Below are 20,705 nucleotides of genomic sequence, written 5' to 3' on the forward strand. Positions count from 1 at the left end.
AGGGCGTCCTATGATTTCCGCTTCGATGGCCTACAATATTCTGTCAGGCGACATGCAGAAGAGCCTCGACCGTGTTGCCTCGCAGGCGACGGTCAAGCGGGATGCCGACTACTACAAAGAAAATATCAATAAAGTCAAAGACGTAGACGATTTCCTCGGCAATTACCGTCTCTATAGCTATGCAATGAAGGCCTATGGTCTGGAGGACATGACCTACGCCAAGGGCTTCATGAAGAAGGTGCTCGAAAGCGACCTGACGGATGCCAAGAGCTTCGCGAACAAGCTGACCGACACGCGCTACAAGGACTTCGCTGCTGCCTTCAACTTCAGCGATACGACGTCGGACGCGCAGAGCAGTGCGCAGGAAGATGACCTGATCGGTCTCTACACGCAGTCTTTCGCAGACGAGAGCAAGGCAGCGTCGACCGAGACGACCTACTACAGCAATGCGATCGACAAGGTGCAGACCGTCTCCGGTCTCGTCGGCGACAGCCGACTGCGCAACTATGTTCTCAAGGCCTACGGCATTGATCCGACCTATGTTTCAACGGACTTCCTGAAGCAGGTGCTGACAAGCGACGTCAGCGATCCGACGAGCTTTGTGAACGTCAACGGCAATGCCAAATACAAGGCGCTGGCGGCGCAGTTCAGCTTCAATGCTGATGGCACGGTCAACGGCACGGCCCAGACAGACACCCAGAAGAACGCCGTCATGGAACAGTATAACCTGACCGCGCCTTCGATCGTGACGCCCGCCGCTGCCGATTACAACAAGGCCTACTATCTGTCCAAGATCGGGACGATCACCAATGTGACCGATCTTTTGGCCGATAGCCGGCTGACGTCCTACATCAAGACAGCCTTCGGCATGGGCAGCAGCTTCAGCAATGCGGCGCTCAAACAGGTCCTGATCAGCCCCAGCTACGCGCATTCGCTCAACTTCGATGCGGTCAATCAGGCGTTCAATTTTAACTCGGACGGCACGATCGCAACCGGCACGTCGACCTACACGCCGCAGAGCTCCGAGCAGCTATCGGCCATGCAGAGCAAGGCTGATAGCAACGCCAGCTATTACCAGACGAATATCGCGAAGGTCACCAATGTCGATGACCTGATCTCCGACACCCGGCTGACGAGTTACATCAAGAATGCCTACGGGCTCTCACAGTCGCTGAGCGATGCGGATCTGAAAAGCATCCTGACGGATTCCACCTATGCCACTGCACACGGATACGACGCCGTACGCGCGGCGTTCAATTTCAACGCCGATGGCAGCGTAGCGGACAACACGTGGGCGCAAACGACCAGCCAGGCTCGCCAGACTGTGACGCGGGTCAGCGACAACGAGGACTACTACAAGGGCAAGATCAGCACGATCGCCAATGTCGATAGCCTGCTCGCCGACCAGAAGATGACGAGCTTCATCAGGGCCACCTATCAGGTGCCGTCCAGCCTGAGCGATGCGGATCTCAAGAGCGTTCTCACCGACCCGGATTTTGCGGCGAGCAACGGCCTCGACAGCCTCAACGCGGCATTCAGCTTTGCGGCTGACGGATCGGCGGCCGCCTCGTCCGGGCCGCAGAGCATCGGACAGCTGGCGACCATCACCACATTCTATAACGCCCGTTACGAGAACGTTCAGCAGCAGGCGATTGATGATGCTGTCTCCAACTACAAGGAGCGGCTGGCCGACGGCAAGGTCAACAAGATCGACGACTTCATGCGTACCAACGCAACGGCCGATCAGGACAAGTCGAACGACAGCCTTCCCGATCCCTATCAGATGGCGCTCCGCGCCTACGGTCTGACAGAGAATGATGTGTCGCGCACGATGATGCGCAAGCTGCTGGCGAGCGACCCGTACGATCCCAAGGGCTATGTCGCATCGCTGAAGGATGATCGCATCACCAACATGGTGCGCGCCTTTAACTTCGGCACCGACGGCAAGATTGCGCCGGAAGTCCAGGCGCTGTCGCCAGCCGTGATGGCCAAGTACGCGACCGACTACAAGTCTCGCGCGCTCATGGGCATGAGTGATGGCGCGCTGAAGGACAAGGCCTCCAAGGATGCCACGACGGCGGTCAACGATTTCGGCAACGGCATGGCCGAGGTGCGATCGCTCGATGACTTCCTGTCCAACGACAAGCTCACCAGCCTTGTTCTGAAGGCAAACGGCCTCGACCCAAAAAAGTACGACAAGGATACGCTGAAGAAGATCTTCACGTCCGATCCCACCGATCCGAAGAGCTACCTCAACACCAAGGCGGCATCCATCTTCAAGGAGATCGTATCGGACTTCAACTTCGATACCGATGGCAACCTGACGCGCGCGAAGATCGGCAAGATCCAGAACACCGGCGCGGAAGATCGCACACAGCAAAGCTATGTGCAGCAGACGCTTGAAACGCAGGAAGGCGAAACGAACGACGGCGTCCGTCTGGCGCTCTATTTCGCCCGCAAGGCGCCGGATATCACCTCGCTCTACACCCTGCTAGGCGACAAGGCGCTGTTTCAGGTGATCACGACAACCTTCAGCCTGCCGAGCCAGATCTCCAGCATGGACGTCGACAAGCAGGCAACCATGCTGAAGAAGTTCGTCAATCTCGACGATCTCCAGGACCCCAAGAAGGTCGACAAGCTGATGAAGCGCTTCACCGCGATGTACGATCTCGCGAACAACACGAGTTCGTCCCCGGCTCTGACCATCCTGACCAACGGTGGCACGACAACCAGCAGCAACGGCCTGTCGACTTAAGGCCGCGTCAATCGGGATCCGCACGCCTTCGCGCGGATCCCAATTCCGATCAGTCGATATTGATGACCTTGCCGGGGTTCATGATGTTGGCCGGGTCGAAGGCACGTTTGATCCTGCGCATCAGATCGATCTCGATGCCGGGCCGGATCGACGCAAGTTCGTCACGCTTCAGCTGGCCGATGCCATGCTCGGCCGAAATCGAGCCGCCGTGGGCCAGCACCAGGCCGTGCACGATATGGTTCATCTCGCGCCAGCGTCCGAGGAAGGCGGCCTTGTCGGCTCCGATCGGCTGGGAAATGTTGTAGTGGATATTGCCGTCGCCCATGTGGCCAAAGGCGCAGATCCGGGCGCCGGGCATCGCCTCCATGACGGCTTCGCCCGCTTCTCGCATGAACAGGGGGATGGTCGAGACGGGCACCGAAACGTCGTGCTTGATCGATCCGCCTTCCGGCTTCTGCGCATCCGACATGCTCTCGCGCATGTGCCAAAGGCCCTTCTGCTGCGCGACTGACGCGGCGATCGTCGCGTCCTGCACGAGGCCGGCTTCGAAACCCTGCTCGAGCAGCGCGTTCATCATGCGCTCGGCCGTTTCTGCTGAATCGGATGTCGAGATATCGATCAGCACATACCATGGATGCACGGATTCCAGCGGATCGCGCACGCCGTCGATATGGCGAGCGGTGATTTCGACGCCGAAGCGGGGCATCAGCTCGAAGCCGGTCAGAGAGGTGCCGCAGAGGCTGGAGGCGAGATTGAACAGCGCCAATGCGTCCTCGACGGAACTCAGGCCGGCAAAGGCTACCTGCTTGCCCAGCGGCTGCGGGAAAAGCTTGAGCACGGCGCCCGTGATGATGCCGAGCGTGCCTTCCGCGCCAATGAAGAGATCGCGCAGATCATAGCCGGTGTTGTCTTTCTTCAGTCGGCGCAGCCCGTTCCAGATCTCGCCCGTCGGCAGCACGACTTCCAGCCCGAGGCAGAGATGACGCATGTTGCCATAGGCGAGCACCGCGGTCCCGCCGGCATTGGTCGAAAGATTGCCGCCGATGCGGCATGAGCCTTCCGAACCGAGCGACAGCGGGAAAAGCCGACCATGCACCTCGGCGGCCTTCTGTACGTCAGCAAGGATCGCGCCGCCATCGGCGACCAGAACGTTCGCGACCGGATCGACATCGCGCACCTTGTTCATGCGCTCGAGCGAGATGATGATGTCCGCCTTGCCTTCGCGTGGCGTTTGACCGCCGACGAGGCCGGTGTTGCCGGTCTGCGGCACGACCGCGGTGCCCGTTTCGGTGGCGAGCTTGAGGATCGCCGATACTTCCTCGACGTTGGCCGGTTTCAGCAGGAGAGGGGAGGAGCCGTGGTAGAGACCGCGGTTCTCGATCAGGTGCGGGGCCAGATCTGCCTCGCTGCGCAATGCGTATTTGTCACCGACGATGGCCGTGAAACGGTCGAGAAGTTCGGGGGTAACGGTTGCGCTCATCGAGCCTTGATCCTCTTGGTTATTCTCTCGGAGCCGCGGCACGCCGCAGCCGGTCATTAATGGCCTCGCCCAGCCCTTCATCGGGGATGGTGGAAACCGCAATGGTCGCCGCGCCGCTGGCGTCGGCCTTCTTCATGTAGTCGAACAGGTTGGCGGCCGCTTCCGCTAGGTCGCCGTCATGACTGAGGTTGAGGACGATCCTGGCGTCGTCAGAGCCCGGCACCTTGGTCGTGCCGAAAGCGATGAGGGCTTCTCCAGCCACAATCTGCGTCGCGTCGAGGCGGACGGCCGCGCCCGGTGCATAATGCGAGGCGAGCATTCCGGGCGCCTCGATTGCGGCGGACGCCTTCTTCGAGCGCAGCAGCTTCTGTCCGGCGACACGCTCGATCTCGGAGGCCGGCAGCCCGCCGGGACGCAGCAGCCTGAGCTTGCCATCCTCGACCTTGACGATCGTCGACTCGACGCCCACGGCGCTTGCGCCTGCATCGAGGATGAGCTTGATCCTGCCGCCGAGGTCCGCCTCGACATGATCGGCGCTGGTGGCGCTGATCTTGCCCGAGGTATTGGCGCTTGGCGCGGCGAGCGGTCGGCCGAAGGCGCGGATGAGCTCGCCAGCGAAGCCCTTGGGTACGCGGATGCCGACGGTATCGAGGCCGGCTGTTGCCAGCGCGTGAATGTGGCTCTCGGCCTTCAGCGGCAGAACGATTGTCAGCGGGCCAGGCCAGAACGCTTCCGCAAGCGCGCGCGAGACAGGGTCGAACACCGCATGCTCTTCGGCCATCGCGAGATCGGACATGTGGCAGATCAGCGGGTTGAAGCGCGGGCGGCCCTTGGTCTCGTAGATCCGGGTGATGGCGGCGGGATTGGTGGCGTCGGCGGCAAGGCCGTAGACGGTCTCCGTCGGGATCGCGATCGGGAAGCCTTCGCCAAGCACCGCGCAGCTGGCATCGATGGCCCGCTGCCTGTCTGTTGTGATGTCGATGATATCAGCCATGTGCCGCCCGGATTTCCATCCGGCAGTCCATATGCCTTCCGCGCGCTGCGATCAATATCAGAGCTGGCGGATGATCCCGATCAGAGCGGGCGAATGATCCCGATCAGAGTTGGCGAATGATCTCGCGAAGCTGTTCGTTGCGCGCGCCAAGAAGCAGCACGTTCTTGATGGCGATCTGCGGATCGTGGGTGCGGAAAAGCAGGCCGTTGCCGCGAACCGTGCGATCGATCGTCATCTTCTCCGCGGTGTGCTCGCCCGGCCGGATGGCGACGGCGAAGTACATGCGGGAATACTGGACATCGATACGCTCGAAGAAGTTGTCGTTGTCGCCGATGTCGGCATAGAAATTGGCGATGTAGAATGCCCAGCTGACATCTTCGTATTGGGCAAACTTCGTCCGCGCCGCCGTTACGTGACAGTAGCCGAGATGCGGACTGTCCTTCAGTGTGCGATGGAACACCATCTTTGGAAACTGGATCGAACGGTGAAAGCCGTTGATGTTCTGGTGCGTCTTCACGCCGGCGGTCTGCAGCTTGCGGCCGGTTGCCTCCGCCACTTCGTCATGCGTGAGATAGCGGCGCTCGGCGGCGAGCCAGTGTGCCCGGTGTCGCGTGATCTTGCCTGTGCGCAGGAATTCGGAATGCGCGGCAACAGGCGATTTGTCCTGCTCGGTCGTATCGTTGCTGACGTCGAAGTAACGAAGTTTCGCCATGGTCCGCATTCCGCATGCTGCTGCTATGGCGGCAAGGATAGGCAATCATGCTTAACGGCCTGTTAAGCGCCCCGTGTGCCTGTCCCGGAGTAAGAAATCACAGTACACCATGTCGCAAACAGGATGCCCTATGCTGAGCAGCCGACGCTTCGCCATCAAGCTCAGTGGTTTTGCCATGTCGCAATTGCCAATAACTGCTTTATTCTCCGCGTGGATGCCGGATCTGCGTGGCGATCCCGCGATACCTTGCTGCCTGTCGTCATTTTCGAAGCCGATGTCGCTTTACAGCCACGAGCCCGGCATACGCGATGATTAAATGTAACTCATGAAGAAGGTCTCCTGGCGGAGAGGGAGGACGTGCTTCCTGCCTCTTCGTCCTCGACAGGAACAGTTCGACCAGACGAGGATATGCAGATGGATATTCGCAGCAACGCGTTGCGGCAGCTCAAGAACCGGCGCGAAGGTTTCAGCCTGGAGCAGCCTTTCTATATCGACGAAGACTACTTCAAGCTCGATATGGAGATGATCTACTACCGCGACTGGCTGTTCATGGGCCATGATTGCGAGCTGCCGAAGCCTGGCGCCTATTTCACGGTGCAGATCGGTCAGTATCCGGTGGTGATCGTTCGCGGTCGCGACAACGTCATTCGCGCTTTCCACAACAGCTGTCGTCATCGCGGTTCGCGCGTCTGCACCAAGGAGCACGGCTCGTCTGTCCGTCTCGTCTGCCCCTATCACCAGTGGACCTACGACCTAGATGGCACGCTCGCCTTTGCCCGGCACATGGGCGACGACTTCGACAAGACCGGCTACGGTCTGAAGCCCGTCCACTGCGAAAACTTCGCGGGCTACATCTTCATCTGTCTCGCCGAAAAGGCGCCGGACTTCCAGCCGGTCCGCGACATGGTCGCCCCCTACATGCTGCCGCATCATCTGAAGGATGCGAAGATCGCGTTCCAGAGCACGATCATCGAAAAGGGCAACTGGAAGTTGGTCTGGGAAAACAACCGCGAGTGCTATCACTGCGCCGCCAACCACCCGGAACTCTGCCGCACCTATCCCGAGGCGCCGAGCGTTACGGGTACGGACGGTGGTGCCGATGATCCTGAAATCGCCGGCCACTGGGCGCGTTGCGAGGCGGCGGGCCTGCCGAGCAAGTTCCAGATCTCGCCCGACGGCCAGTTCCGTACAGCCCGCATGCCGCTGATCGAGGATGCCGAAAGCTACACCATGTCGGGCAAGCGCGCCGTCAGCCGTCCGCTGTCGGAGGACGTCACGATTGACCGGATCGGCACCATGCTGCTCTTTCACTACCCGACGACGTGGAACCATATCCTCGGCGATCACGCGATCTCCTTCCGCGTCCTGCCGCTCAGCGCCAACGAGACGGCGGTGACCACCAAGTGGCTCGTGCACAAGGATGCAGTCGAAGGCGTCGACTACAACCTCGAGGAACTGACCCACGTCTGGACGGAAACCAACGATCAGGACCGTCGCATCGTCGAAGAAAATGCCTTCGGCATCCACTCGCCGGCCTACGAGCCTGGTCCATACTCGATGCTGCATGAAGGCGGCGTCATGCAGTTCCTTGAATGGTACGGGAACTTCATGATCAATCGCCTGCAGGGCGACCAAGCAAAGCTGTCGGTCGTCGCCTGACGAAACGCTGAGATCGGCTCCGCTCTTTCACAGAGGCGGAGCCGCATTACGCTTAGAAATCCTGGTAGTTCAATGCGTTGACCTCCGGTTTCGGCACTGACGACGTGACGAGCGGGTCAGGTGCGACAGCCGGTGGCGGTGCGGCCGCCACCGCTGCTTCAGGCTCCTCGCGCGGGTTGAATTCTATCTTCGCGAGGATTAGCGGTGGGTCGGGTTCGCGGGCAGGCAGCAGCTTTCCCTGTGCCCAGACCTTCGCGAGATCGGCCTTGCCCATCGGTGCGACATTGACGTCGATATCGGTCAGCGTCCCCGGCACCCGGTACGGGCAGCGGCGTTTGCTGCAGTTGAAGCCGGACGAGAACTGCCAGAGAAGGTAGTTGTCCCAATTCCCCATGGGAAACACGCCTTTGATCTCGGGCTTGTAGCGGGCATACCAGAGCGGCAGCCGCGCCAGGACAGGATAGTCGTTGCGGTAGGCGGCGATATACCGCGCGGTGTCGTGATTGGTGTAGAGAACCGGGTAGCGCCCGGTGCGCGCCTTGATATGGCCGACAAAGATCTGCGCATCTTCCAGCGACATGAATTTCTGCGGGTCGATACCCTCCAGGTCGAGGATCATCATCTCGTCCGGTTTCGGATCGGCATAGTCGAGGAAGTGGTTGGCCTGCTCGATCGGATTGCCGGGGCGGGCCAGGTGATAGGCGCCCCAGAGCAGCCCGGCAGCCCGCGCGACCAGCCGTCGGGTCTGGAAAAGCTCGCGGCTCACCGCATACTTGCGCCACATCGTCTTGCAGTGGGCGACGGTATCGCCGGCGTGATCGCCCGTGCAGGAGAAGCTTTCGGGCAATCCATCGGAGGCTTTCGAGATGAAGGCCGCGACACGCTTGTCTGACAGCAGCGTTTCCCAGTCGATTGTGTTGAGCTCGTAGGCATCGACGACGATCGAATTCGATGTGGAGGTCCACGGCAGCGTGTCGTCGGCGGCGGCGCGCTGCGGGGCTCCGGCCGCGAGCGCCAGAAGCAGGATGCGGAGAAGGAAATTTCCACCGGAGCGCTTCATGGAACGAGCGTGGTGAAAACTGGTTAATGTTCAGTTAATCCGATGTCTCTTATAAAGAAAATGCCGGCGAAATGCGAAGGCGGGACTGCCGGGAACATGTTTGCGCGGCGCGCGTTACGCTACGCGTAGGTTTTGAATCGGAGGTCTTATGCTCAGGTCATTTAAGAAGGCTGCTATTGGCATTATCTCGTCCGTCATGCTCGTGGCGGGCTTTACGCCGTCACAGGCGATGCCAATGCCCACCGCAGTGCAGGCCGAGAAGGCCGGCGATGTCCAGAATGTGCAATATTGCCGCTACGGTCGCTGCTCTTATCGTCCCGGTTACCCCGGCTATCGTCCGGGCTACTATCCAGGTTACCGCCCCGGTTACTATCCCGGGTACCGTCCGGCCTATCGCCCGGGCTGGTATGGCGGGTATCAAGGCTATCCATACTATCGCAGCGGCTACCGCTACTATAACGGCTACTGGTTCCCGCTTGCAGCCTTTGGTGCCGGCGCCGTGATCGGCGGTGCAATCGCCTCCGAGCCGCGCTACGTTGCGCCGCCTGCAGGCTCTGGCCATGTCGATTGGTGCTACAGCCGCTATCGCTCGTATCGCGCCTATGACAACACCTACCAGCCGAACAGCGGTCCGCGCAGGCAGTGTGTATCGCCCTATTGATCCGGCCTTTTGTCACAACACGAGCCCGGCAGTGATGCCGGGCTTTTGTTTTAAAGGATGTCGACCCGCTTGAGCAGCCACCAGGCAAGCACGATGGAGGCGATGATCAGGCCGACGGCATACTCGGTGCCGCCAGAGCCCTGCGCGAAGGGCAGGTTTGCCGTGTTCATGCCGAAGAAGCCGGTCACCAGCGTCGGCGGCAGCAGGAAGGCCGTCATGATCGAAAGGATGTAGAGGTGGCGGTTCGTCTCCGATGACAGCTTGGAGTCGATTTCTTCGTGCAGCAGCCGTGCCCGGTCCTGCAGGGCGTAGATGTCATGATCGACGGTTTCTAGGCGGCTGGTCAGGCGCCCGGCCACGTCCTCGAAGCCGAAAGGCATCTCGTCATCATGGGAGGCCGCGGCGCGCCGCATATGTGCAAGCACCGTTCTCAGGTGCCGATGGAGCCTGACAACGGTGCGGCGCACCGGAGCCAGCCGGCGGCGCTCGTCACGCGGCGTGTTGTCGTAGACGTAGTCCTCGATCACATTCAGCTCTTCCGTCATTTCCATGACGATCGCGATAAGCGTGCGCTGGAATTCGATGACGAGGGTCTCGAACAGGTCCACCGGCCGTTCGAACTTCCCCGGGTTCTTCTCCACGAGCGCGCGCGCCCGCTCGACGCTACGCAACGGCTGCAGCCGCGTCGTGATGATGAAGCGGTCGGAGATCGCAAAATGCAGCCACCCGAGATCGGCAGTCTCCTGATCGAACTCGCGCTGACAATCGACGAGTGTGCCGTACAGCATCTGTTCGTCGACGGTGATAGCGGCGTGCGTGTCGCGTGTTGTCAGCGCCGCCTTGGCGTCGTCGTTGAGGCCGTCGATCGTCTCGAGCAATGCCGGGACACGGGCATCGGCGAGATTGAGATGCAGCCAGTAGAAACCGCCTTCCGCCGTCAGGTCCGCTTGCAGGGCACTGTTCGGCAGCCGCACCGCCTTGCCTTCCTCCGGCGAGAACCGGTAGGCCCAGACAAGTCCCGGTATTTTGGCGGGCAGTGTATCCATATTCGCCGGTCCCCTTGTGATGGCGGCATGTGTCTTTAGATAATTTCCATGACGATAGTTTGTGCGGCGGCGCAAGAGCGAATGCAAATGTCATCATGCCGCAAGGCCAAGAGCGAAGAGTTTAAAATTGACGTTTACGTAAAAATCAATTAGCCCTACCACTGGAGGAAGCCTGAGGCGACGCGCACTCCAGGCGGTCATGCGAGGAGACTACCATGTACAAGGCACCTGTCGAAGACATCGCATTTACGCTGAAGCACGTTGCCGGGATGGGACAGGCGATCGAAAGCGGCCTGCTCGGTGATCTCGGTGAAGACCTGGTTGATGCCATTCTCGCTGAAGCCGGGCGCTTTGCGACGGACGAGGTTGCCCCGCTCGCGGAGATTGGCGATCGGCAGGGCGCCCGTCTGATAAACGGCGAGGTGACGACACCGGACGGTTGGCGCGATCTCTACAAGAACTGGATCGCCGGCGGCTGGAACGGGCTCACCGCGCCCGAGGAGTTCGGGGGGCAGGCGCTGCCGCACATGCTCAATGTTGCGGCTCTTGAAATGTGGAACTCCGGCTCGACCGCCTTCGCGCTCTGCCCGACGCTTACCATGGGATCCGTCGAGGCCATCTATACGCATGGTTCCGACGCCCTGAAGAGCCTCTATCTCGCCAAGCTCGTCTCCGGTGAGTGGACCGGCACGATGAACCTGACCGAGCCGCACGCAGGCTCCGATCTCGGCGCACTCAAGACACGCGCCGAACGTCGCAACGACGGCACCTACCGCATCTTCGGACAGAAGATCTTCATCACCTGGGGCGAACACGACGCCGCCGAGAATATCATCCACCTCGTGCTCGCCCGCCTGCCGGACGCTCCGGCCGGAACCCGCGGGATCTCCCTGTTCCTCGTCCCGAAGTTCCTGGTGAATGCGGATGGCTCGCTCGGCGCCCGCAACGATCTCTTTGCCCACTCGCTGGAGCACAAGCTCGGCATCCACGGTTCCCCGACCTGCACCATGATCTACGGCGACGGTCGGTTCGGCGAAGACAAGGGCGCGGTCGCATGGCTTGTCGGCGAGGAAAACAAGGGCCTCGCCTGCATGTTCACGATGATGAACAATGCCCGCCTGGCTGTCGGCATGGAAGGCGTGGCGATTGCGGAAGCCGCCACCCAGAAGGCGATCGTCTACGCCAGAGAGCGCACGCAGGGCAAGGCGCCGGGTTGGACCGGAACCGGCATGAGCCCGATCATCGAGCATCCTGATATCGCACGCATGCTGCTGACGATGAAGGCGCTGACGCAAGGGGCGCGCGCCATCTCCTACAGCTGCGCCCACGCCACCGACATGGCGCATCGTGCCGACGACAATACCCAGCATTGGCAGGAGCGGGCAGCGCTTCTGACACCGATCGCAAAGTCCTTCTCCACCGATGTCGGCGTCGATGTCGCGTCCCTCGGCATCCAGGTCCACGGCGGCATGGGCTTCATCGAGGAAACCGGTGCCGCCCGCTATCTGCGCGACGCACGTATCGCTCCCATCTACGAAGGTACCAACGGCATACAGGCGATCGACCTCGTCACGCGGAAGCTGCCATTGTCGGGTGGCGCGCAGGTGCATGGCTTTATCGAGGAGCTGAAGGGCATTGCTGACACAGTGCGAGCCGTCAATCTGCCGGGCTTCGCTTCGACGGCAAACCGTTTGGACGCTGCCATCACCGATCTGGGCGAGGCAACCGACTGGCTGCTGACACAGCTGGCCGACGGCAACACCGCGGCCGCCCTGAGCGGCGCCACGCCATATCAGCGTCTCTTCGGTCTCGTGCTCACGGGCTGCTACCTCGCCAAGGGAGGCCTTGCCGCCGTTGATAGCGGCGCAGAAGCGCGCGTGGCCCTCTGCCGCTTTGCCGCCGAGAACCTCTTGCCGGAGGTTACCGCCCTGAAAGATGCGGTCATAAGCGGAGCGCCGAGCCTGGCCGCCGCCAGAATTGCTCTTGCCTGAGGAATGCAGATGACCGAGCACATTCTCATCGAACGGCATGCCAGCCATCCCGATGTCCAGATCATTCGCTTCAATCGGCCGGAAAAGAAGAACGCGATCACCCGCGCCATGTACTCAAAAATGGCGGAGGCGCTGACCGCCGCCAACGACGACGCCACGATCCGGGTGACAGCATTCCTCGGCACCGAAGGCTGCTTCTCCGCCGGCAACGATCTTGGTGACTTCCTGGCCGTTGCCATGGGGGGCGGCATGCCGCGCGAGATCATCGATTTTCTCTACGCACTTGTCCGCTCGCAGAAGCCGCTGGTCTCCGGTGTGGACGGCCTGGCCATCGGCATCGGCACGACGATGAACCTGCATTGCGATCTGACGATCGCTTCAACCCGCAGCCAGTTCCGGACGCCATTCGTCGATCTCGCGCTGGTGCCGGAAGCCGCATCCAGCCTGATCGCGCCGCGTATCATGGGCCATCAGCGTGCCTTTGCCTTGCTCGCCGCCGGCGAGCCGTTCTCGGCCGAGGAGGCAAGGGACGCCGGGCTGGTCTGGAAGGTCTGCGCGCCCGACGAAGTCGAGGCCGCAACGCTGTCGGCAGCCGCGAAACTTGCGGCCAAGCCGCCGGAGGCACTGCGCATCGCCCGCGAACTCATTCGCGGCGATCAGGCGGAAATCATCGCCCGCATCGACGAGGAGGCCCGCCAGTTCTCGGCGCGGCTGCACAGCGCCGAAGCGCGGGCCGCGTTCGAGGCCTTCATGCGGCGGTAAGGTTAGAAAAATCTGATTTTCGTCAAATTTTAAGCGTGTCTTAAATTTCATTCTAATATGAGGATGTGACGGCTTGCATTTGCCGCAGCCGTCCGGGCGCATGAGGCGCCTTGCTTCGCTTTGCCCCAGCATTCTGCCGCATTGAGTGGCCCGCGTTCCGCCTTGAGCGACGCGGACCGTTCCCGAAAGGAAATTTCCTTGAAGAAGAAGACGAACCTGATGACGCGCATCCTGTTTGCCGCGTCTGCCGTTGTTCTCGCGGCTTTTGCCGCTTTCTCCTACTACATCAACTCAGTCGAACGGAATTCCGCGACCACCGCGATCGAGGCGAACATCCGCTCCTCGGGCGAGCAGGCCGCGCATAGCCTTGCCAACTGGATGAACGGCCGCGTCACGCTGACCGCCATGGCCGCGAACGCCATTGGCCGCGCCGGAGACCAGAAGGGCGTTGAGGGCGTTCTCCAGAACGATGTTCTCACCAGCCAGTTCGTCAGCACCTATTTCGGCGATGAGCAGGGCGTCTTCACCATGTGGCCGAAGCTGCCGATGCCGGACGGTTATGACCCGCGCAAGCGTCCATGGTATCAGGATGCCGTGAAGGCCAATGCCAGCATCATGACCGAACCCTACACCGATGCATCGAGCGGCGACCTCATCATCAGCGCTGCCGTCCCAGTCAGCCACGATGGCAAGCTTGCAGGCGTCGTCGGTAGCGACTTTTCGCTGAAATCGATGGTCGACATGATCAAGGAAATCGATCTTGGCGGCAAGGGAACGGCATTCCTCGTCAACAAGAGCGGCCAGATCCTCATTCACCCCGATGCAAAGCTGGTGACGAAGACGCTTGCCGACGCATTCCCGACGGCAACCCCGTCGATCGCCAGCGGCCTCGTCGAGACCGAATTCGCGGGCAAGGACGTCCTCGTCAGCTTCATGCCGGTTGCCGGCCTGCCGACCGTCGAATGGTACCTCGGCTTCGTCGTCGATAGCGATGCGGCATTTGCCTCGCTGAACGAGTTCCGGATTGCCGCGACCATTGCTACGATCCTGGCCGTCGGCCTGATGATCGCTGCCATGGCCTGGCTGCTGCACGGCCTCATTATTCGCCCGGTCACCGACATGACGGCCGCCATGCAGAGGCTTGCTGCCGGCGACCTTTCTGTTGCCATTCCCGGCGAAGAGCGCCGCGACCAGATCGGCTCGATGGCCGAGGCCGTTGCCGTCTTCAAGAAGAACGCCGTCGATCGCGAGCGGCTGGAAGGCGAAGCCGAGTCCGGCCGTGCGCTGACCGAACGCGAACGTCAGGACCGTGAGGTCCAGAAGAACCGCGAGGCAACCGAAATCCGCCATGCGGTCGATGCGCTTGCCGGCGCCCTGGGCGCGCTCTCCGACGGCAATCTCGCCCACCGCATCGACACACCCTTCGCGTCGCACCTCGACCGCCTGCGCACCGACTACAACTCGGCAGTCGGCAAGCTGCATGGCGCGCTGCAGATGGTCGGCAACAATGCCCATGCCATCGATGCCGGTGCCACGGAAATCCGCACCGCTGCCGATGGCCTTGCACGCCGTACCGAACAGCAGGCCGCTTCCGTCGAGCAGACGGCGGCAGCGCTCGAGGAAATCACGACGACGGTCAAGGATACCGCTCGTCGTGCTGAGGATGCCGGCAAGCTCGTCTCGCGGACCCGCTCGGGCGCCGAAGAGTCCGGCAACATCGTCAGCAAGGCTGTTTCTGCGATGACCGAAATCGAGCAGTCCTCGCAGAAGATCGGCAATATCATCAGTGTCATCGACGATATCGCCTTCCAGACAAACCTTCTCGCACTCAACGCCGGCGTCGAAGCCGCTCGTGCGGGTGAAGCTGGCAAGGGCTTCGCCGTCGTCGCGCAGGAAGTGCGCGAACTGGCCCAGCGCTCGGCTAACGCCGCCAAGGAGATCGAGAGCCTGATCACCGCCTCGAACGCCCAGGTCCGCTCCGGCGTGACGCTGGTTGGCGATACCGGCAAGGCACTCGAAGCCATCGTCGGCCAGGTGCAGGAGATCAGCCGCCACGTCGACGCGATCGTGACCGCAACCCGCGAGCAGTCGACGGGCCTCGCCGAAATCAACACGGCCGTCAACACCATGGACCAGGGGACACAGCAGAACGCTGCCATGGTCGAGGAGCAGACGGCTGCCAGCCACGGACTGGCGCAGGAAGCGGCCAAGCTCATGCAGCTTCTCGGCCAGTTCAACCTGCAGGCTTCGCATCACAGCATGGCATACAGCCGCCACGCCGCCTAATCGAAGCAGAGATGGAACAATCGAAACGCCCGCGCTCGTCGCGGGCGTTTTGCTTTGCGGGGCGCGCATCGCCAGAAGCCGTTCGGCGCTGATTAAAAAGTCATACTTTTAATCAAATCTTACGGATATTTGGCTTTAGTGACATGCAATGCATGACGCAGGCCGGATGTCATCCGGATACCCCCGCAACCCCATCAGAACGAGTGACCGTACGGGCGATCGATCGCGATCGGCTGTGCGAGATCCTCCGCAGTATGAGACCGCCGCATGTCCAAACTGAAGATCAAAACGCTCCTTCCGCTTCTCTTCCTGTCTCTCGTTGTCATTACGCTCGTGCAGGGCGCGATCGCGGCCTTCTCGCTGACCAATCTGGAGGCCAACACCCGGCAGATCGGCGCGCAGAACATTCCGAACACCGAGCGGCTCTATGCCATCGTCACGACGCTGAACGACGTTCGCCGCAGCTACGCCGACTATCTGCTCGCGACAGGCAAGACGGACTTCCGCAATGCCGAGACGACCCTGAAGACGCGCCGCCAGCGTCTCAACACGGCAATCGACGCTTTCGACAAGCAGCCGAAGAGCGACTACATGAGCCAGAATTTCGGCCGCCTGCAAAAGGCGCTCGCCAATGATGCGGCGCTTGCAGACAAGATCATCGCGCTCGCGCTCGACAACAAGCGCAGCCTGGCGAACAGCCTGTATCGCGGCGAACTCTCCATGTCCGCCAACAACATCCAGACCCTCGTCGACGGAATGCTCGCCAAGGATCGGCAGTCGACCGACGCCGCGCTTTCTGCAGCCGCTGGCAACTACAGTGCAGGCATCCTGTCGATCGTCGGTGGTCTTGCGGTCGCCCTGGCCGTTGCCGTCGCTGCCGCCTTCCTGGCATGGAAGCGCATTTCTCAGCCGATCTCGACGATTGCCGCCCGCATGGCCCGTCTCGCGGATGGCGATCTCGACGCCGCTGTTCCCTATGCCGGTCGCAAGGATGAGATCGGCGATATGGCCGCAGCCGTCGCGGTCTTCCGCGATAACTCCTTTGCGCGCCTCGATCTCGAACGCAACGCCGAGCACACCCGCGAACAGGCGCAGGAGGAACGCTCGCGCAACGAAGCCTCGAAGGCTCGCGAAGCCGCCGAAATCCAGCATGCCGTCGCAGCTCTTGCCGATGCCTTGGGCGCCCTCTCGGAAGGCGACCTGACGCGGACGATCGAGACGCCGTTTGCCGATCACCTCGATCGCCTGCGCAGCGATTTCAACGCCTCCGTCGCGAAACTGCGGGCTGTTCTTCAAGAAGTTGGTGAGAACGCACACGCGATCGACGCCGGCGCCGGAGAAATCCGCACTGCCGCCGATGGTCTTGCCCGCCGCACGGAGCAACAGGCCGCCTCCATCGAGGAAACGGCGGCAGCGCTCGAGGAGATCACCACGACCGTCAAGGACACCGCGCGTCGCGCCGAGGAAGCCGGCACGCTGGTCACCCGGACGCGCAACGGCGCCGAAGAATCCGGCAACATCGTCCGCAAGGCGGTTTCGGCGATGACGGAGATCGAGAGCTCGTCCGAAAAGATCTCCAACATCATCAGCGTGATCGACGACATCGCCTTCCAGACCAACCTGCTGGCGCTGAACGCCGGCGTCGAGGCGGCCCGCGCGGGTGAGGCCGGCAAGGGCTTTGCCGTTGTCGCCCAGGAAGTCCGCGAACTGGCGCAGCGCTCCGCGCACGCCGCCAAGGAAATCGAAAGCCTGATCACCGCCTCGAACAGCCAGGTTCGCTCCGGCGTGATGCTCGTCGGCGACACCGGCAAGGCATTGGAAGCGATCGTCGGGCAGGTCCAGGAAATCAGCCGCCACGTCGACGCGATCGTGACAGCAACCCGAGAGCAGTCGACCGGGTTGGCCGAGATCAATACGGCAGTGAACACGATGGATCAGGGTACGCAGCAGAACGCCGCGATGGTCGAAGAGCAGACAGCTGCCAGCCACGGGCTGGCGCAGGAAGCCGCCAAGCTGATGCAGCTGCTGAGCCAGTTCAATCTGCAGGCCGCATCCTACGGCACGGGATCATACGGCCGCTACGCCGCCTGATCGAGGCAGAGACCGAACAATCAAAACGCCCGCGCTCGTCGCGGGCGTTTTCGCGTTCCGGCCTTATTTCTCCAGCGTCGCCACGACCTCGACATGCGATGTCCAGAGGAACTGGTCGATCGGCGTGACGCTGGTGATGCGGTAGCCACCCTCGACCAGAATCGCGAGGTCACGGGCGAGCGTCAGCGGATTGCAGCTGACCGCCACGACCTTCTTGACGCTAGAGCGGGCTAGCTCCTTGCACTGGAACTCGGCGCCGGCGCGCGGCGGATCGAAGACGACAGCGTCGTAGACCTTGAGCTCGGCTGTCATCAGTGGCCGGCGGAAGAGATCGCGTTTTTCGGCGGTAACGGGCTTCAGGCCCTGCGCGTTGCGCGCTGCGTGGTCGAGGGCGGCGATCGCCTTGTCGTCCGATTCCGCGGCATGCACGCGCCCGATGCGCGCGAGCCTGAGCGAGAACGTGCCGGCGCCGGCAAAGAGATCGGCGATCCGCTTCGCCTTGCCGACGTGAGCAACGACAAGCTCCGCCATCGCGTCTTCGGCTTGCTTCGTCGCCTGCGTGAAACCGCCGGGTGGCGGCGAGACGTTGACGCCGCCGAATTCGACGATCGGCTTCACCGGTTCGACGAGGATCTCGCCATTCAGCGAAACGCGAGCGATGCCGCGAAGGGTCAGGATCGTTTCAATCGCCTTGCGACGCTGCTGGTCGGAAAGCTTCTTGACGCCATCGACCGCAAGGTCAAGACCGGACAGTGTTTCGAGAACGGAAATGCGGAAGGCTTCGGCGCTGGTCGCCAGCGCCGCACCGATGGCCTTGATCGCCGGCAGCCTGGCGATGACCGCTGCCGACGAGATGGGACATTCCTCGATCGCGACGATATGGTGGCTTTCGGCCTGGTTGAAGCCGATCAGCATGTCCTTTTCGGTCCGCCGGGCGGCGAAAACGACACGCCTGCGCTCGCCGGGACGGGCCGCCACGAGTTCGCCGACGTCAGGCGTCAGGCCCTTCGACTTCAGGGCGTCGATGACGAGTTGGCGCTTGAAGGCGCGGTACGGGGCATCCGTCAGATGCTGCAGCGTACAGCCGCCACAGGTGCCGTTCACCCCATCGGGGCCGAAATGGCGGCAGGACGGCTCCTGCCGATCGGGCGATGCCGTCGCAATCGACATGATGGTGCCATGGCTTTTGACGCGCGCGATCGCAACCGTCTCGCCAGGCAGAGCGAAGGGGACATAGATCGGGCCATCCGGGCTGTTGGCGATGCCATCGCCCAAGGCGCCAAGTTTCTGGATCGTAACGGTTTCTGCGCTCACGGCTTCGTTCCTGCGAGAAGAAATTCCAGATTGCCGTCGCCACCGGCGATCGGCGAGGGGATGAGGCCAAGGCTCTTCCAGCCCATGTCTTCGACGAACCAGCGTTCCAGCTCGGCAGCGACAGCAGGAGCGGAGGAGGGGTCCTTGAGCAGTCCGCCCTTGCCGATCGCATCGCGCCCGGCCTCGAACTGCGGCTTGACCAGCAGCACGACCGCGGTGGCGGGCTCAGCGAGGTCGAGTGCCGGTGCAAGCGCCAGCTTCAGCGAAATGAAGGAAACGTCGGAGACGATGAACGAGACCGCATGGCCGATATCGTCCGCGACGAGGTTGCGGGCATTCAGCCCCTCGATATTCGTCACGCGCGGATCGGCGGTCAGGCGAGGATGCATCTGGCCATGGCCGACATCGATCGCCGTCACATGCGCGGCCCCGCGCTCCAGCAGAACCTCCGTGAAGCCGCCGGTCGAGGCGCCGACGTCAAGACAGTGCTGACCTGCGGGATCGAGCTTGAAATGGTCGAGGGCCGCCGTCAGCTTCAAGGCGGCGCGCGAGACGTAGTCTTGCGCAGGATCGTCGATTTCGATGACCGCATCCTCGGTAAAGAGCGCGCCGGCCTTGACGACGACCTTGCCGCCCACCTTTACCGTGCCGCGTTGCACGGCATCGCGCGCACGCGAGCGGCTCGCGAAAAGGCCGAGGCTGACGAGAAGCTGGTCGAGACGTTGTGTGTTCTGTTCTGACATCGGCTGTCCATGACGGTCAAAGCCGCCAGTTGCAAGCCTTTTGTTGGTTCTCACAGCACGCGGACGTCTCGCTCAGTTCCAGGAATTCGTTCCGAGGTCCTTTTTGCCAACCATGACTTCGACCGATTTGTCGCCGGTCTTCACCCAGGTCTCGCAGATTTCCTTTCCGGCGTCCCGTCCGCCCTTCCACGTGCGGCAGAACTTGTCCTTCTTGATGGCCCACACGCCTTCGATCGGGATGACCTGCCCGTTGTCGAGCTTCACCTGGCCCTTTCCCTTGCCGTCCGCGCCAAGCGAGAGGGTGCCGGCATATCCCTTTCCGGGACCGCCGAGGATCAGCTCTTTGCCTTGGCCGAGCAGGGCCGTCAGCTCCTGGCCGGTCATCTTCTGCTTTTCAGCTGCGGCTGCGGCTCCGCCGATAAGCAAAGTGGCAGCCAGAACCCCGACGACGACACGCATGCCGATCCCCTCCTTGATTTATGGATCGCTAATATACATTCATCGAGTGAAGCCGGAAGAGAGATTCTTCACTGCTGAGTTGAAGTGGCCTATAGCGACCACCCGAGCGCCATAGGCTCCTGATTCACCGAAAAGAGCGTTGTCATGAGTTTTGTAACGGCCGTCCTTGTTCATGTCGCTTCGATGTCCGAAGGCATGGTGTGGTATCGGCGGGCGTTTCCTGACGCGGTCGTCGAGATCAGCGAGCCATCCGGCTTCGAATTCCTGAAGATCGGCCAGACGCAGCTGGAGATCGTTCCAGCCGACGAAAAGGTCGCCAGCGGCGCAGCCGGCTCTGTCGTCTACTGGTGGGTGGATGATTTCGATCGGACGCTCGCGCACCTCCAGAGCGTCGGCGCTGTTCTCTATCGAGGTCCCATGAAGATCGATGGAGAACTCTGGATGTGTCAGGTCCGCGATCCCTGGGGCAACTGCATCGGCATCCGAGGACCGCTGGCCAAACCTGAGAACAGCGAAGTCTCGCGATAACGCAATAGTGACTGGCGCGGTCGCCACCCGCGGCCGGGGCTAGTCAAGCGACTTGTTGCGCCGCACAATTTTTTAAATAAATCGAAAGCCTTGCCACCTATGGTTTGGCTGATTGCAGCGGTCCGTGGCCGCTTTTGCCATGATGGCCCTCAATCAGATCTGCC

The 20,705-nt window shown here is 61.8% G+C and carries 16 protein-coding genes; 8 read left to right on the forward strand and 8 right to left on the reverse strand.

Features of this window, described 5'->3' with window-relative positions; all coding sequences use genetic code 11:
* The first annotated feature begins 10 nt into the window (after positions 1 to 10).
* On the forward strand, positions 11 to 2,755 hold the full coding sequence (locus A6U87_RS02760) for a DUF1217 domain-containing protein (protein ID WP_065689688.1): 2,745 nt from the start codon (positions 11 to 13) through the stop codon (positions 2,753 to 2,755).
* Positions 2,756 to 2,804: 49 nt separating this feature from the next.
* Here the strand turns inward: A6U87_RS02760 and A6U87_RS02765 are convergent, their stop codons facing one another.
* The 3 genes from A6U87_RS02765 to A6U87_RS02775 form a co-directional block, all read right to left on the reverse strand.
* The gene (locus tag A6U87_RS02765; RefSeq protein WP_065690233.1) at positions 2,805 to 4,235 is read right to left on the reverse strand and encodes an FAD-binding oxidoreductase; all 1,431 of its coding nucleotides are present in this window, start codon (positions 4,233 to 4,235) and stop codon (positions 2,805 to 2,807) included.
* A gap of 19 nt (positions 4,236 to 4,254) precedes the next feature.
* Positions 4,255 to 5,229 (reverse strand): L-threonylcarbamoyladenylate synthase, encoded by a 975-nt coding sequence (locus A6U87_RS02770; RefSeq protein ID WP_065689689.1) that lies wholly within the window; start codon positions 5,227 to 5,229, stop codon positions 4,255 to 4,257.
* A gap of 103 nt (positions 5,230 to 5,332) precedes the next feature.
* A complete protein-coding gene (locus A6U87_RS02775; protein ID WP_065689690.1) occupies positions 5,333 to 5,941 on the reverse strand; it encodes a DUF6656 family protein in 609 nt (202 codons plus the stop codon).
* A 414-nt stretch (positions 5,942 to 6,355) separates the two neighbouring features.
* Between A6U87_RS02775 and A6U87_RS02780 the strand changes: the two genes are divergently transcribed.
* Complete coding sequence (locus tag A6U87_RS02780) at positions 6,356 to 7,600, forward strand: aromatic ring-hydroxylating dioxygenase subunit alpha (RefSeq protein WP_065690234.1); 1,245 nt, start codon at positions 6,356 to 6,358, stop codon at positions 7,598 to 7,600.
* Between the two features lie 52 nt (positions 7,601 to 7,652).
* Here the strand turns inward: A6U87_RS02780 and A6U87_RS02785 are convergent, their stop codons facing one another.
* The gene (locus tag A6U87_RS02785) at positions 7,653 to 8,660 is read right to left on the reverse strand and encodes a glycoside hydrolase family 25 protein (RefSeq protein ID WP_083199254.1); all 1,008 of its coding nucleotides are present in this window, start codon (positions 8,658 to 8,660) and stop codon (positions 7,653 to 7,655) included.
* Between the two features lie 148 nt (positions 8,661 to 8,808).
* On the opposite strand from A6U87_RS02785, the gene A6U87_RS02790 reads away from it, so the two are divergent.
* Positions 8,809 to 9,321, forward strand: a complete 513-nt coding sequence (locus A6U87_RS02790; protein ID WP_065689691.1) for a BA14K family protein — start codon at positions 8,809 to 8,811, stop codon at positions 9,319 to 9,321.
* A gap of 50 nt (positions 9,322 to 9,371) precedes the next feature.
* Here A6U87_RS02790 and A6U87_RS02795 read toward each other — a convergent pair whose 3' ends face one another.
* Positions 9,372 to 10,367, reverse strand: a complete 996-nt coding sequence (locus A6U87_RS02795; protein WP_065689692.1) for a transporter — start codon at positions 10,365 to 10,367, stop codon at positions 9,372 to 9,374.
* 215 nt (positions 10,368 to 10,582) lie between these two features.
* Here A6U87_RS02795 and A6U87_RS02800 point away from each other — a divergent pair, with 215 nt between their 5' ends.
* The 4 genes from A6U87_RS02800 (at position 10,583) to A6U87_RS02815 (ending at position 17,497) form a co-directional block, all read left to right on the forward strand.
* On the forward strand, positions 10,583 to 12,358 hold the full coding sequence (locus A6U87_RS02800) for an acyl-CoA dehydrogenase (RefSeq protein WP_065689693.1): 1,776 nt from the start codon (positions 10,583 to 10,585) through the stop codon (positions 12,356 to 12,358).
* Positions 12,359 to 12,367: 9 nt separating this feature from the next.
* Complete coding sequence (locus A6U87_RS02805; RefSeq protein WP_065689694.1) at positions 12,368 to 13,120, forward strand: crotonase/enoyl-CoA hydratase family protein; 753 nt, start codon at positions 12,368 to 12,370, stop codon at positions 13,118 to 13,120.
* 198 nt (positions 13,121 to 13,318) lie between these two features.
* Positions 13,319 to 15,406, forward strand: a complete 2,088-nt coding sequence (locus tag A6U87_RS02810) for a methyl-accepting chemotaxis protein (RefSeq protein ID WP_065689695.1) — start codon at positions 13,319 to 13,321, stop codon at positions 15,404 to 15,406.
* A gap of 267 nt (positions 15,407 to 15,673) precedes the next feature.
* Positions 15,674 to 17,497, forward strand: coding sequence for a methyl-accepting chemotaxis protein (locus A6U87_RS02815; RefSeq protein WP_065689696.1), 1,824 nt, complete (start codon positions 15,674 to 15,676; stop codon positions 17,495 to 17,497).
* A 63-nt stretch (positions 17,498 to 17,560) separates the two neighbouring features.
* Here the strand turns inward: A6U87_RS02815 and A6U87_RS02820 are convergent, their stop codons facing one another.
* The 3 genes from A6U87_RS02820 to A6U87_RS02830 form a co-directional block, all read right to left on the reverse strand.
* Positions 17,561 to 18,811 (reverse strand): class I SAM-dependent RNA methyltransferase, encoded by a 1,251-nt coding sequence (locus A6U87_RS02820; protein WP_065689697.1) that lies wholly within the window; start codon positions 18,809 to 18,811, stop codon positions 17,561 to 17,563.
* Complete coding sequence (locus tag A6U87_RS02825; RefSeq protein WP_065689698.1) at positions 18,808 to 19,554, reverse strand: TlyA family RNA methyltransferase; 747 nt, start codon at positions 19,552 to 19,554, stop codon at positions 18,808 to 18,810. The genes A6U87_RS02820 and A6U87_RS02825 overlap by 4 nt, the downstream gene beginning before the upstream one ends.
* Before the next feature lie 72 nt (positions 19,555 to 19,626).
* Positions 19,627 to 20,013: a hypothetical protein gene (locus A6U87_RS02830; protein ID WP_065689699.1), complete on the reverse strand. Its 387-nt coding sequence runs from the start codon at positions 20,011 to 20,013 to the stop codon at positions 19,627 to 19,629.
* Positions 20,014 to 20,157: 144 nt separating this feature from the next.
* On the opposite strand from A6U87_RS02830, the gene A6U87_RS02835 reads away from it, so the two are divergent.
* Complete coding sequence (locus A6U87_RS02835) at positions 20,158 to 20,541, forward strand: glyoxalase/bleomycin resistance/dioxygenase family protein (RefSeq protein ID WP_065689700.1); 384 nt, start codon at positions 20,158 to 20,160, stop codon at positions 20,539 to 20,541.
* The last annotated feature ends 164 nt before the right edge of the window (positions 20,542 to 20,705 follow it).

The organism is Rhizobium sp. AC44/96 (genome assembly GCF_001692185.1).
In the GTDB taxonomy this organism is placed as follows: domain Bacteria; phylum Pseudomonadota; class Alphaproteobacteria; order Rhizobiales; family Rhizobiaceae; genus Rhizobium.

Bases quoted from the DNA above. Each gene is read 5' to 3' on its own strand.
- A6U87_RS02760 (WP_065689688.1), top strand. From the start codon at position 11: ATGATTTCCGCTTCGATGGCCTACAATATTCTGTCAGGCGACATGCAG.
- A6U87_RS02765 (WP_065690233.1), bottom strand. From the start codon at position 4,235: ATGAGCGCAACCGTTACCCCCGAACTTCTCGACCGTTTCACGGCCATC.
- A6U87_RS02770 (WP_065689689.1), bottom strand. From the start codon at position 5,229: ATGGCTGATATCATCGACATCACAACAGACAGGCAGCGGGCCATCGAT.
- A6U87_RS02775 (WP_065689690.1), bottom strand. From the start codon at position 5,941: ATGGCGAAACTTCGTTACTTCGACGTCAGCAACGATACGACCGAGCAG.
- A6U87_RS02780 (WP_065690234.1), top strand. From the start codon at position 6,356: ATGGATATTCGCAGCAACGCGTTGCGGCAGCTCAAGAACCGGCGCGAA.
- A6U87_RS02785 (WP_083199254.1), bottom strand. From the start codon at position 8,660: ATGAAGCGCTCCGGTGGAAATTTCCTTCTCCGCATCCTGCTTCTGGCG.
- A6U87_RS02790 (WP_065689691.1), top strand. From the start codon at position 8,809: ATGCTCAGGTCATTTAAGAAGGCTGCTATTGGCATTATCTCGTCCGTC.
- A6U87_RS02795 (WP_065689692.1), bottom strand. From the start codon at position 10,367: ATGGATACACTGCCCGCCAAAATACCGGGACTTGTCTGGGCCTACCGG.
- A6U87_RS02800 (WP_065689693.1), top strand. From the start codon at position 10,583: ATGTACAAGGCACCTGTCGAAGACATCGCATTTACGCTGAAGCACGTT.
- A6U87_RS02805 (WP_065689694.1), top strand. From the start codon at position 12,368: ATGACCGAGCACATTCTCATCGAACGGCATGCCAGCCATCCCGATGTC.
- A6U87_RS02815 (WP_065689696.1), top strand. From the start codon at position 15,674: ATGTCCAAACTGAAGATCAAAACGCTCCTTCCGCTTCTCTTCCTGTCT.
- A6U87_RS02825 (WP_065689698.1), bottom strand. From the start codon at position 19,554: ATGTCAGAACAGAACACACAACGTCTCGACCAGCTTCTCGTCAGCCTC.
- A6U87_RS02830 (WP_065689699.1), bottom strand. From the start codon at position 20,013: ATGCGTGTCGTCGTCGGGGTTCTGGCTGCCACTTTGCTTATCGGCGGA.
- A6U87_RS02835 (WP_065689700.1), top strand. From the start codon at position 20,158: ATGAGTTTTGTAACGGCCGTCCTTGTTCATGTCGCTTCGATGTCCGAA.